The 12,185-nt window shown below is 63.3% G+C and carries 9 protein-coding genes; 6 read left to right on the plus strand and 3 right to left on the minus strand.

What is annotated here, in order from left to right:
* The 3 genes from Q0Y42_RS02720 to Q0Y42_RS02730 all read left to right on the plus strand — a co-directional run.
* On the plus strand, positions 1 to 1,130 hold a 1,130-nt coding region (locus tag Q0Y42_RS02720), incomplete at its 5' end, for a 3-hydroxyacyl-CoA dehydrogenase (RefSeq protein WP_297799905.1).
* A gap of 23 nt (positions 1,131 to 1,153) precedes the next feature.
* Positions 1,154 to 2,404, plus strand: coding sequence for an acetyl-CoA C-acetyltransferase (locus Q0Y42_RS02725; RefSeq protein WP_297799907.1), 1,251 nt, complete (start codon positions 1,154 to 1,156; stop codon positions 2,402 to 2,404).
* A 123-nt stretch (positions 2,405 to 2,527) separates the two neighbouring features.
* Positions 2,528 to 2,959, plus strand: a complete 432-nt coding sequence (locus Q0Y42_RS02730) for a hypothetical protein (protein WP_297799909.1) — start codon at positions 2,528 to 2,530, stop codon at positions 2,957 to 2,959.
* Here the strand turns inward: Q0Y42_RS02730 and Q0Y42_RS02735 are convergent.
* Positions 2,946 to 4,481: an acyl-CoA synthetase gene (locus Q0Y42_RS02735; protein WP_297799911.1), complete on the minus strand. Its 1,536-nt coding sequence runs from the start codon at positions 4,479 to 4,481 to the stop codon at positions 2,946 to 2,948. The genes Q0Y42_RS02730 and Q0Y42_RS02735 overlap by 14 nt on opposite strands.
* Before the next feature lie 104 nt (positions 4,482 to 4,585).
* Positions 4,586 to 7,045 carry a TonB-dependent receptor gene (locus Q0Y42_RS02740; RefSeq protein WP_297799913.1) on the minus strand — a complete coding sequence of 820 codons (2,460 nt, stop codon included), beginning with the start codon at positions 7,043 to 7,045 and terminating at the stop codon, positions 4,586 to 4,588.
* Between the two features lie 181 nt (positions 7,046 to 7,226).
* Between Q0Y42_RS02740 and Q0Y42_RS02745 the strand changes: the two genes are divergently transcribed.
* The 3 genes from Q0Y42_RS02745 (at position 7,227) to Q0Y42_RS02755 (ending at position 10,874) form a co-directional block, all read left to right on the plus strand.
* A complete protein-coding gene (locus tag Q0Y42_RS02745; RefSeq protein ID WP_297799915.1) occupies positions 7,227 to 7,952 on the plus strand; it encodes a helix-turn-helix transcriptional regulator in 726 nt (241 codons plus the stop codon).
* Positions 7,953 to 8,061: 109 nt separating this feature from the next.
* Positions 8,062 to 9,672, plus strand: coding sequence for a fatty acid--CoA ligase (locus tag Q0Y42_RS02750; protein ID WP_297799918.1), 1,611 nt, complete (start codon positions 8,062 to 8,064; stop codon positions 9,670 to 9,672).
* Positions 9,673 to 9,680: 8 nt separating this feature from the next.
* The gene (locus tag Q0Y42_RS02755; protein WP_297799919.1) at positions 9,681 to 10,874 is read left to right on the plus strand and encodes an acyl-CoA dehydrogenase family protein; all 1,194 of its coding nucleotides are present in this window, start codon (positions 9,681 to 9,683) and stop codon (positions 10,872 to 10,874) included.
* A gap of 42 nt (positions 10,875 to 10,916) precedes the next feature.
* Here Q0Y42_RS02755 and Q0Y42_RS02760 read toward each other — a convergent pair whose 3' ends face one another.
* On the minus strand, positions 10,917 to 12,179 hold the full coding sequence (locus Q0Y42_RS02760; protein ID WP_297799921.1) for a Glu/Leu/Phe/Val dehydrogenase: 1,263 nt from the start codon (positions 12,177 to 12,179) through the stop codon (positions 10,917 to 10,919).
* Between the last annotated feature and the right edge of the window lie 6 nt (positions 12,180 to 12,185).

Below are 12,185 nucleotides of genomic sequence, written 5' to 3' on the forward strand. Positions count from 1 at the left end.
GCACCATGGGTGGCGGCATCACCATGAACTTCCTCAATGCGGGGATTCCGGTGACGCTGGTGGAGAACAATCAGGCGGCGCTGGATCGCGGCGTGGGTGTCATCCGCAAGAACTATGAGAACACCGCTGCCAAGGGCCGGATGACGCAGGAACAGGTCGAGCAGCGCATGGCGCTGATCACCCCGTCGCTGTCGAAGTCGGACCTCGGGGATGTGGACCTGATCATCGAGGCTGTCTTCGAGGAGATGGGCCTGAAGAAGGAAATCTTCGGCGAGCTGGACAAGATCGCCAAGAAGGGCGCGATTTTGGCATCCAACACCAGCTTCCTTGATCTGGACGAGATCGCGGCTTCGACCTCGCGTCCGGAGGATGTGATCGGCCTGCACTTCTTCTCGCCGGCCAATGTCATGCGCCTGCTGGAAGTGGTGCGCGGTGCCAAGACCCGTCCGGAAGTCGTCGCCACGGGCATGGCGCTCGGCAAGGTCATCAACAAGGTGCCGGTGCTGTCGGGCGTGTGCCACGGCTTTATCGCCAACCGCATTCTGGCCCAGCGCGGCTTTGCCGCCGACCAGCTGGTGCTGGAAGGGCCGACGCCGCAGCAGATCGACAAGGCGCTCTACGACTATGGCTTTGCCATGGGGCCGTTCGCCATGATCGACCTTGTGGGTCTGGATGTGATCGGGCGCGGCTCGAACGAGCGGACCCTGTACGGCGACCTCGTGGCGCTGGACCGTCTGGGCCAGAAGAAGAATGGCGGCTTCTATGACTATGACGAGAACCGCCGTGCGACGCCCAGCCCCGTCGCGGCCAAGGTGATTGCCGATTTCGCGGACTTTAAAGGTGCCAAGACGCGCGGAGAGGTGAGCGACGAGGAGATCGTCGCGACCCTGCTGTATCCGGTGGTGAACGAGGCGGCCAAGGTGCTGGAAGAGGGCATTGCCCTGCGCGCCAGCGACATCGATGTGGCCTGTATCCTTGGCTACAACTGGCCCGTCTATACGGGCGGTCCGATGTTCTGGGCCGACACTGTGGGCCTGCCGAAGATCGTCGAGGGCTTGAAGGCCATGGGGATCGAACCCGCCAAGCTGCTGGCCGAGAAGGCCGCCAGCGGCGGCAGCTTCACCCGATAACCGTACCCAAGGGGAGAGACGTTATGGGCGAGGCCCTGATCATTGACGCCGTGCGCACCCCGCGCGGCATTGGCAAGCCGGGCAAGGGGGCGTTGTCGCACCTGCACCCCACGCATCTTGGCGCGACGGTCCTGAAGGCCATTGCCGAGCGCAACAAGCTGGATACGGCGACGGTGGATGATGTGATCATCTCCACCTCGACCCAGCGCGGCAAGCAGGGCGGCGATCTGGCCCGCATGGCGGCGCTGGCGGCGGGATATGACACCAAGGCGTCGGGTGTGACGCTGGACCGCTTCTGCGGTGGTGGCATTACGGCTGTGGCGCAGGCGGCGGCGGCGGTGGCTTCCGGCTTTGAGGACTGCGTGGTCGCGGGCGGCGTGGAGATGATGTCCTATACGGCGCAACTGGCCGCCGAGGATCAGGCCCATGGCGTGCCGCCCCAGCTGATGGGCTCGGGCTATGAGGAGTTGGACAAGCTGCATCCGCAGTCGCACCAGGGCGTGTGCGGCGATGCCATCGCGGCAATCGAGGGCATCCCGCGCGAGGCGCTGGATGCGCTGGCGCTGGTGTCGCAGCAGCGCGCGGATCGGGCCATCAAGGAAGGCCGTTTCAACAAGTCGCTGGTGCCGGTGCTGAACACCGACGGCTCGGTGGCGCTGGACCACGAGGAGTTTCCGCGCCCGTCGACGACGGCTGAGGGGCTGGCGGCGCTTAAGGGGAGTTTCGGCGCTCTGGCCAACTGGGATCAGGGCAATGGCGTCACCTTTGCCAGCCAGATCAAGCGCCGCTATCCGGATGTCGAGATCGAGCCGGTGCACCATGCGGGCAACTCGTCCGGTGTGGTGGACGGGGCGGCGGCTCTGCTGATCACCTCGCCGGAATATGCAGCCAAGAACGGGCTGAAGGCGCGCGGCCGCGTGGTCACCTATGTGAACGTGGGCGATGACCCGACCCTGATGCTGAACGCACCGGTTCCGGCGGCGAAGAAGGCGCTGGCCAAGGCGGGTCTGACGGTCGCCGACATCGATGTGTGGGAGATCAACGAGGCCTTTGCCGTGGTGGCCGAAAAGTTCATCCGCGACCTCGGTCTGGACCGCGAGAAGGTCAACATCAACGGCGGGGCCATGGCTTTGGGTCACCCGATTGGCGCGACCGGCTCCATGCTGATCGGCACGGCTCTGGACGAACTGGAACGCTCGAACGGCCGTTATGCCCTGATCACCATGTGCGCCGCGGGCGGCATGGCACCGGCCATCATTATCGAGCGCGTCTGAGGGGTCAGACTGGCTGGATAATGACAAGCCCGCCGCGAGAGATCACGGCGGGCTTTTTGTATGCTGCGGAACTTTGGCAAGCATAAGGGGTTAGAACTCGAGTTTGTACGGGGAGTTATTTCAATGAATATTGAAGCTCTATTATTGTCGAGTTTGCTGGTTATGGGTGGCCAAGAGCCGTCGATTGATAGCTCTAAAACTGTGTTTATTGGGGCGCATCCCTATATCGCTAAGACATGGTCTGCAAAGTATGAATATGACTGCTACGGGAACAAGGTAAGCTTTGAATTGGCTGTGTCCGACGCGGTGCCGCGGGTATCCGGCTTGGACTTGGGGCGTGGACAGGTCGAAGATCGATTCTTGAATGAGCTAAATGAAGCGCTCTCGGATCGAACCTATCGCGGACAGGGGCTGTCGTGCCGTCCAAACAATCGCTGGAATAGCCTCATGATTCAGACCTATTCCGATATTTCGGCGGGCGGAATCGAGGAAACTTGGGTCGCTATCGAAACTACGGGATCCGATGTGTCAGACGTAATTGTCAGATCGAACTAGACCAATACCGGTCGCGCAGGAGGCGTTTGTAGAGTTTGCCGGTGTCGTGGCGGGGGAGTTGGGGCATGAAGTCGAAGCGGCGGGGAGTTTTGACGCCGCTGAGGCGGGCGCGGGTCCACTGGCGCAGTTCCTCGGCGAGGAGGGACTGGATTTCCTCGCTGTCGGACCAGTGGGCGGGCTGGATGACGGCGACGACCTGTTCGCCCATTTCGGGGCAGGGGGCGCTGACGACCGCGACGTCGGTGACGGCGGGGTGCTGGATCAGCAGGTTCTCGATCTCCTGCGGATAGATGTTCACGCCGCCGGAGATGATGGTGAAGCTCTTGCGGTCGGTGAGGTAGAGGTAGCCTTCTTCGTCCAGCCGTCCGATGTCGCCCAGCGAGGTCCAGCCGTGGCGGTTCATCGTCTCGGAGGTTTTGTCGGGATCGTTGTGGTAGGCGAAGGCGCGGCCATCGGAGAAATAGATCTGGCCGACCTCGCCGACGGGCAGTTCCTCGCCGTTTTCGTCGCAGATGCGGGCTTGCCCCAGAACGGAACGACCGACCGATCCCTTGTGCGTCAGCCATTCGGCGGAGCTGATCATGGTCAGGCCGTTACCCTCGGTTCCGGCATAGTATTCGGTAAGGACGGGACCCCACCATTCGATCATGGCTTCCTTGACCGGAACGGGGCAGGGGGCGGCGGCGTGGATGGCCAGCTGGATCGAGGTGACGTCGTAGGCGGCGCGGACTTCCTCGGGCAGTTTCAGCATCCGCACGAAATGGGTGGGCACGAACTGTCCGGCGGTGACGCGGTATTTCTGGATGGAGGCCAGCGCCAGCTCGGCGTCGAAGCTTTCCATGATGATGGCCGTGCCGCCAAGGCGGTGGACCGCCATGGTCCAGCGCAGGGGGGCTGCGTGATAGAGCGGGGCGGGCGACAGATAGACGCTCTGGTCGTTTATGCCGAACAGGCCCGCCGCCATCATGGTCAGGGCGTCGGGCTGGAGGATGTCGTCGGTCTCGAACGGCAGGGCGATGCCCTTGGGGCGGCCTGTGGTGCCGGAGGAATAGAGCATCTCTGTGCCCGCCGACTGGTCGGGCAGGGGCGTTGCGGGTTGATCCGCGCAGACGCTTTCAAAGTCCGGCAGGTCGGAGATCGGTCCACCGAGCGTATAGATGCGGGTGTCGGGCACATCGGAGACGGTGTTGTCGCGGCCTGTCTCGACGGCGGGGGAGATGATCAGGGCGCGGGCGGCGCTGTCGTGCAGGATATAGGTCAGCTCGTCGCGCGTCAGGCGGCTGGAGATACAGACATAGCGCAGGCCCGCGCGATGGGCGGCCCAGACCAGCGGGATGAATTCGATCACATTGGGCAGGCAGATGGCGACCGTATCGCCGCGCTTTAGCCCAATAGTGCGCAGGCCGTGGGCGCATCGGTTCGAGAGGGCCTCAAGGCCAGCATAGGACAGTTGCTGGCCGGTGCGGGCCATGATGATGGCCGGTTTGTCGGGCGTGGAAACGGCGTGGACACTGGGATGCATACGCGGCGAACTCCCCCATCTCGATCGCTATTAATCGATCAGATAATAAGCCGATAAAAAAACGACGGGTCACAACACAAGGCTGTGACCCGCCAGGGGAAAGATCAGTAGGCGTAAGACAGGTTCAGACCGAAGGTTCTGGGCTTGCCGGCGAAACGGACGGCAAGGTTGGCGTTGGAGGAGACGCTGGTCCAGTAATACTCGTCGGTCAGGTTGCGGCCCCACAGGTTCAGCTTCCAGCGACCGTCGAGGTCGTAGAGGCCGACAGAGCCGTTGAGGGTACCGAAGGCGTCGACTTCGAACAGCGGACCTTCGGAGAGGTCCGATGCCGTATCCGACTGCCAGCGGTAGTTCAGCGTTGCCTGGAGGCCGAGGCGTTCGCTGATGGGGGCGTCATAGCTGGCCGTGACACTGGCCTGCCATTCGGGACTGTTGGGGAAGGGGATGCCGTCATAGATCTGCGGCTGACCGTTAGCGTTGGTGCCGTGGTAGTTGATCACCTCGGTGGTCAGCTTGGTGGCGGCCATGTTCAGGGTGAAGGCATCGGTGACGCGCCACGTCACCTCGGCATCAATGCCGTAAGCCTTGGATTCCGGCACGTTCTGCAGGCGACGCAGGGCGGTGTAGATCGGGTCTGCGAAATAGACCGAGATCTGCTTGTCCGTGTAGTCGTAATAGAAGGCGGCGACGTTCAGCTGGATGCGGTTGTCGGCCAGACCTGCCTTGGTGCCCAGCTCATAGGCCAGCAGTTTTTCCTGAAGCGCGGGCTCGTTCTGGGTCGAGACGTTGGCGGCGTTGATCGGGGTGTTGCCGGCCTTGTAGCCCTCGGAGATCGAGCCGTAGATCAGGACGTCGTCCGAGGCCTTCCAGTCGAGGCCCAGACGCCAGCCGACGTTTTCCTCATCGATCTCGTGGCGACCTTCGGCGAAGCGTTCGAGGGCAGGGTTGTAGGTGTTGCACTCGTTCAGGCCGATGGTCGGGGCAAATACGCCGCCGAACAGGTTGTAGATGAGCGCGCGGTTCACGACGTTGACGTTCGGCAGCATGGAGCCGTTGTTGTCCGCCGAGCAGCCGACATAGGTCTGGCGGTCATTGGTCCAGCGGACGCCGGTGGTCAGGTTCAGTCGGTCCGACAGCTTCCATTCGCCGTGGGCGAAGATGGACTTGGTATCGGCATTGATGCGGCCAAGGTCGCGATAGCCGCGGAAGGCCCCCAGCATGTCGTCGGAGGTATAGCCCAGCGAGTTGAAGGGAGTGCCCAGGAGCAGGTTGCCCTGGTAGCGGATCATCGTGACGTTGGCGTTGTCGTTCAGATTGGTGATGTTGTTGTCGATGAGCTTGTCATCGGCATAGTAGGCCCCGATCAGCCACGTCAGACGTTCGGTCTGGCCCTCCAGTCGCAGTTCCTGCGAGAAGGATTTGGCTTCGCCATCCAGCCGCTGGATCATGATTTCGTAGGGCGCGCCCGACCAGTCGGACAGGGCGTTGCGGTCCAGATAGTTGTAGCTGGTCAGGGAGACGAGGCGCACGTCCTCGTTGAAGTCCAGCGTGGTGCGAAGCGCGGCACCGAAGAAGGACGAGTTTTCCTTCAGGTCACCATCGAGGCCGGGGATGGTGCCGACCACGCGGTTGCGGACATTGCGCGGGGCCCAGCTGGCATCCTTGCCGTGGGTCGGGCGGTTGGTGGCGACATAGTTGACCAGACCCGGCGCGTTGAAGGCGGCGAAGCGGCCCGGAATGCCGGGGTCGGTTGCGGGGGTGTAGCCGATAGCCTGACCGGTGATGGTGTCGCTGTCATTGGTCCAGCCCGACAAGGACAGGTTGAAGCTGAGGTTGTCGGTCGGTTCCCAGTCGAGGCGGAAGCGTGCGCCGAGGCGGTCGACCTTGCCCTGGGTGTCGCCCGACGACATGTCTTCCTGCCAGCCCTCGCCGGAATATTCCTTGCGTAGGGCAAAGCGGACGCGGGCGCGGTCGCCGAGCGGGCCGGAGACGGCGGTTTCAAAATTGACCGTCTCGTAGTTGCCGACCTCGATGGTGCCGGTGGCCTCGAACTCGTGGCTGGGGGCGTTGGTGACGAAGCTGACGAGGCCGGCGGTGGTGTTGCGGCCATAGAGGGTGCCTTGCGGCCCCTTCAGAACCTCGACGCGGCCGATGTCGAAGATCGGGCCGGACAACATAAAGGGATAGGCATAGGCGACTTCATCAACATAGGAGCCGACCGTGGAGGTCGAGGACAGGTTGATGGTGTTGAAGCCGATGCCGCGCAGGGTGTAGATCGGCACGCCGTGGTAGCCCTGCGTCACAGTGAAGGACGGGGCGACGATGGTCAGGTCCTTGACGTCGGTGACCTGAAGATTGTCGAGGGCTTCGGCCCCGAAGGCCTGAATGCCCATGCCGACTTCGTTGATGCTTTGCTCGCGGCGCTGGGCGGTGACGACGATGTCGCCGACGGCGTGGGCCTGTTCCTCCGCCGGAGCGGTCTGGGCGAAAGCGGGTGCGGACCAGACAGTCGCGAGCGCGACCCCGGCAAGCAGAATGGTTTTACCTCCAACTTGGCTACGCATACCCTTCCTCCCTGTGATGCGGGACTTGGGTCCCGTCATTGCTGATAAGGGTCGTGAAGTGGGGTCCGACGGGGTAGTGGGTCGCGGATTGTCACAACACGCCGTTATTTAGTCGGACGATTACATAGCTGTTGCCGGTGTAGAACCTCTCAGTAATGATAGGGCGGGGGAGAGGACGCGTATGATCGATGCCGAGTTGAGCATTTCCGAGCAGGCTGGCCGTATGGCGGTACTGGGTCAGGAGGTGGGCCTGCCGCAGGTTGCGGCCTGGGCCGACATTTCCTCGACGCGGCCTGTGGTGGATGCCAACGGCGAGCCGGTGCCGCATCTGTTCGACTTTGCCGCCCATGGGCGTGACTATTGGAAACAACCGGACCTGACGCTGCGGATGGCGATATTCGCGGTGGTGCGGCAGATGTCCGAGCCGTTTTTCTTTGATGACGGGGTGGTGGGAAGCTGGCGCCGGATGGTGCTGGACGAGGCGCTGGTGCAGCAGCTGGCCGAGTTCGATACGCCGCTGCGCCGCTCGATCATCTGTCCGGTCCATCTGCCGCGCAATGTCATCGGGGCGGTGGTGTGGGCGACCGAGGAGGTCATGGATGTGCGCGCGGCGTTCGAGACCTATTCCGAGCGGATGCAAGCCGAGGCCCTGCGCTTTATCGCCATGTGCGACGAGACGCGGCGCGGGCGCGAGCCGATAGGCGCGATCAAGCTGACCCGCCGCGAAATCCAGTGTCTGAAGCTGGCGGCGGGGGGAAAGACCGATTCCGAGATTGGCGTCATTCTGGGCCTGTCGACGCCGACGGTGCGCTTCCACCTGAAGAATGCGGGCGAGAAGCTGGGCCGGACGGGGCGGTTGCGGATCGTCCAGCAGGCGGCATCGCTGGGCTTTGTCAGCACAAGATGAGCAGAACCTATCGGTAACGATAGTTGCCAAGCGGCTCTAATTGGTCAGTTAATCCTTCCATGGCCCCGACAGAGGGCTGCCCGAGAGGGGCAAAACGGGAGGATTACCGATGGCGCTCGCGCAGGCTGACACCGCAGTATCCGACATCGACTATGATGCCATGCCGACGCTGGCGGACATTCCGCGTCACTATGGCCGCACACGCCCCCACAAGGTGGCCAGCGTGTTCGAGGGCCGCGAGACGAGCTGGGCGGAACTGGATCGCCGGTCCAATCGCGTGGCGCGGGCGCTGATCGCCGCAGGGGTGGAGCGCGGGGATCGCGTGGCCTTTGTCGGCAAGGGCTGTGACGAGTTTTTCGAAATCTACTTCGGGGCGGCCAAGGCCGGTGCGGTTACCGTGCCGATCATCTGGCGATTGGCGGCACCGGAGGTGGTGCATATCGCGTCGGACTGTGAGGCGCAGGTGTTGTTTGTGGGACCGGACCAGTATGAGCGCCTGCCTGTATTCGCCGAGACGCTGGCGGGCGTGAAGATCGTGACGCTGGAAGGCGGGGCGGAGGGCTATGACCGCTTTAGCGACTGGCGCGATGCGCAGGAGGACAGCGATCCCAAGGTCGAGGTCGATCCGCAGGATGTATGTCTGCAGCTCTATACCTCGGGCACGACGGGCCTGCCCAAGGGGGTGATGCTGAGCCACTACAACATGGTCGGCAACCGCAAGATTCCCGATGATTTCCAGCACATGGACTGGTCGCGGTGGGGGGATGACGACATCAACCTTGTGGCCATGCCGCTGGGCCATGTGGGCGGTGTGGGCTGGGCGACCGTGGGCTATTTCAACGGGGCCAAGAATATCATTCAGCGCGAGTTTATTCCCGATCAGGTGCTGGATGCGCTGGCGGCGGGGATCAGCAAGCTGTTCGTGGTGCCGACGGCCCTGCACATGCTGTTGCTGAACCCGCGTGTGCGCGAGATCGATTACAGCCGTCTTCGCTGCATCCTTTATGGCGCATCGCCGATTGCGCTGGAGTTGTTGAAGCAGGCGACCGAGGTTTTCGGCTGTGGCTTCTGTCAGCAGTATGGGGCGACCGAGACGACGGGGACGATCGTCTTCCTGCCGCCGGAGGATCATGATCCCAATGGCAACAAGCGGATGCGCGGGGCGGGCAAGCCTATGCCGGGTGTTGAGCTGCGGATCGTGGACAAGGACGGCAAGGTCCTGCCCAGCGGTGAGATCGGGGAAATCCAGACGCGCTCGACCTGCAATATGGTGGGGTACTGGAAGCGCGAGGATGCGACCAAGGAGGCGGTGACGCCCGACGGCTGGTTCGCCACGGGGGATGCCGGATATCTCGACGAGGACGGCTATCTCTATATCGCCGACCGCTTCAAGGACATGATCTGTTCGGGGGCGGAGAACGTCTATCCGAACGAGGTGGAGAACGCGATCTTTGGCCATCCGGCGGTGCTGGAGGTGGCGGTGATCGGGGTGCCCGACGAAAAGTGGGGCGAGGCGGTCAAGGCGGTGGTGGTGCTGAAACCCGGTGCCGAGGCCAGCGAGGACGACATCATCGCCTATGCGCGAGAGCGGATTGGCGGGTTCAAACTGCCCAAGTCGGTGGATTTCGTGGCGGCCCTACCCAGAAACGCGACGGGCAAGGTGCTGCGCCGGACCTTGCGTGAGCCCTATTGGGCCGGACGCGAGCGGCAGGTGAACTGAGCCACCCTATGCGCGATACCCCCGAGGAAGCCGAGTTCCGCGCCGAGGTGCGCGCGTGGATTGATGCCCATCTGACGTCCGAGTTGAAGGACGCCACGCGGCGCGCGACCAGCGTCTTTATCGAGGCACCGATCAGTCTGGCGTGGCAGAAAATCCTGCACACCAAGGGCTGGGTCGCGCCGTCATGGCCAGCGGAATACGGCGGGCCGGGATGGGATGAACGCCGCCAGCACATCTTCATGGAAGAGAGCGTGCGGGCGGGGGCACCGATGCTGGCCCCCATGGGGTTGAAGATGGTGGGGCCGTGCATCATGCGTTACGGCACGCCCGAGCAGAAATCCTATTACCTGCCGCGCCTGTTGTCGGGTGAGGACTATTGGTGTCAGGGCTATTCCGAGCCGGGGTCGGGGTCGGACCTTGCCAGCCTGTCGCTGAAGGCAGTGCGCGAGGGCGACGACTATGTGCTGAACGGTTCCAAGATCTGGACCACCCATGCCCATTTTGCCAACCGCATGTTCGCGCTGGTTCGGACCAGTCGGGACGGCAAGCCGCAGGCGGGGATCAGCTTCCTGTTGCTGGATATGGATACGGCGGGAATTACGGTCGATCCGATCATTACGCTGGCGGGTGATCACGAGTTGAATCAGGTCTTCTTCGAGGACGTGCGTGTGCCTGTCGCCAACCGTCTGGGCGAGGAGAATGCCGGATGGACGGTGGCCAAATATCTGCTGGAGTTCGAGCGGGCCAATGCGGTCGGGCCGTCCCTGCGCGGGATGGTCGAGGAGATCGCGGGGATGATGCGCGAGGCCCCCGATGGAGAGGGCGGCGTGCTGGCCGACCATGCCGACTGGCGGGCGGAACTGGGGCGTGCGGCGGCGCTGGTGGATGCGGTCGAGGCGGCTGAGGACAGTGTGCTGGCGGTGATTGCGCGGGGCGAGAACCCCGGTGTGGCCTCGTCGATGTTGAAGGTGCGCGGGACCGAGGCGCAGCAGGCCTTGCAGCGGCTGGCCGTGCGCGTCGCGGGACCTTACGCCTGTGTGCACGAGCCGCAGGTCCAGCAGGCGGGCGTGGATGCGCCGGTGTCGTCTATCGAGGTGCTGCTGGCCAGCGCCCGCTATATGAACGGGCGGGCGGCGTCGATCTATGGCGGATCGAACGAGATCCAGCGCGGGATTATCTCGCGGCAGGTGCTGGGCCTGTAGCGTCCCCGACCGAGGGTCAGGGACGCGTGCAGAGTGCGGCTATCAGCTGGTGAAGAATTGCTGGGTGCCGTGGGCCTCGATGGCGGTGGCGAGGCGGTTGAGGGCGTGGATATAGGCCGCCGTGCGCAGGGTGACCTTTTTGTCCTCGGCGATCTTCCAGACCACGTCGCCTTCGTTTTCGATGATCGACTTTAGGCGGGTGTGGACTTCGTCCAGCGTCCAGTAATAGCCCTGACGGTTCTGGACCCATTCGAAATAGGACACGGTCACGCCACCGGCATTGGCCAGAATGTCGGGCAGGACGATCACGCCCTTTTCAGCAAGGATGGCGTCACCCGCGGGGGTGATGGGGCCGTTGGCCAGTTCCAGCACCACCTTGGCCTTAACCTGTCCGGCATTGCCGTCGTGGATCATGTCTTCCATGGCCGAGGGGACGAGGACCTCGGTGTCCAGCCCGATCAGTTCATCGGCGGTGATTTCCTTGCCGCCGTGGGCAGCGTTGAGGACGGATTTGCCGTTGTTTTTTGCGTCCAGCAGGGCCTCCAGATCGAGGCCGCCGGGGGCATAGACAGCACCGCGGGAATCCGAGACGGCAACGATCTTGGCACCGACGCTGCGGAACAGCCGGGCGGCGTGCTGGCCCGCGTTGCCGAAGCCCTGAACAACGACGCGCAGGCCTTCGGTTGGCAGGCCGAGGCGCTCGGTCAGGTGACGGGTTAGATAGAAGCCGCCACGGGCAGTAGCGTCGTCGCGGCCCAGCGAGCCGCCCAGTGCGATGGGCTTTCCGGTGATGACGCCGGGGTGGGGTTCGCCCTTGATGGTGGCGTATTCGTCCGCCATCCAGCCCATGATCATGGCGTTGGTATAGACGTCGGGTGCGGGGATATCGCGGTCCGGTCCGATGATGTTGGCAAAGGCCTGGACATAGGCGCGCGACAGGCGTTCCAGCTCGGCCTTGGAGAGGGTTTTGGGATCGACCTGAACCGCGCCCTTGCCGCCGCCATAGGGCAGGTTGGTGACGGCGCACTTCACCGTCATCCAGAAGGCGAGGGTTTCGACCTCGTCGACGGTGGAGTCGGGGTGAAAACGGATTCCGCCCTTGGTCGGGCCGCGGGTGTCGTCATAGCGGCAACGCCATGCGAGGAAGGATTTTCTGGACCCGTCATCCATGCGGATCAGCAGACGTACCTTCATGGTCTCGCGCGGGTATTTCAGTTTTTCGAGGACATCACTGTCGATCTGAACATGGCGCGCGGCTTCATCAAGGCGGGTCAGGGCCGCTTGCAGGATATTCGGGTTAGACATTTTATT

It is taken from the genome of uncultured Brevundimonas sp., from assembly GCF_947305955.1.
In the GTDB taxonomy this organism is placed as follows: Bacteria; Pseudomonadota; Alphaproteobacteria; order Caulobacterales; family Caulobacteraceae; genus Brevundimonas.

Bases quoted from the DNA above. Each gene is read 5' to 3' on its own strand.
- Q0Y42_RS02725 (WP_297799907.1), top strand. From the start codon at position 1,154: ATGGGCGAGGCCCTGATCATTGACGCCGTGCGCACCCCGCGCGGCATT.
- Q0Y42_RS02730 (WP_297799909.1), top strand. From the start codon at position 2,528: ATGAATATTGAAGCTCTATTATTGTCGAGTTTGCTGGTTATGGGTGGC.
- Q0Y42_RS02735 (WP_297799911.1), bottom strand. From the start codon at position 4,481: ATGCATCCCAGTGTCCACGCCGTTTCCACGCCCGACAAACCGGCCATC.
- Q0Y42_RS02740 (WP_297799913.1), bottom strand. From the start codon at position 7,045: ATGCGTAGCCAAGTTGGAGGTAAAACCATTCTGCTTGCCGGGGTCGCG.
- Q0Y42_RS02745 (WP_297799915.1), top strand. From the start codon at position 7,227: ATGATCGATGCCGAGTTGAGCATTTCCGAGCAGGCTGGCCGTATGGCG.
- Q0Y42_RS02750 (WP_297799918.1), top strand. From the start codon at position 8,062: ATGGCGCTCGCGCAGGCTGACACCGCAGTATCCGACATCGACTATGAT.
- Q0Y42_RS02755 (WP_297799919.1), top strand. From the start codon at position 9,681: ATGCGCGATACCCCCGAGGAAGCCGAGTTCCGCGCCGAGGTGCGCGCG.
- Q0Y42_RS02760 (WP_297799921.1), bottom strand. From the start codon at position 12,179: ATGTCTAACCCGAATATCCTGCAAGCGGCCCTGACCCGCCTTGATGAA.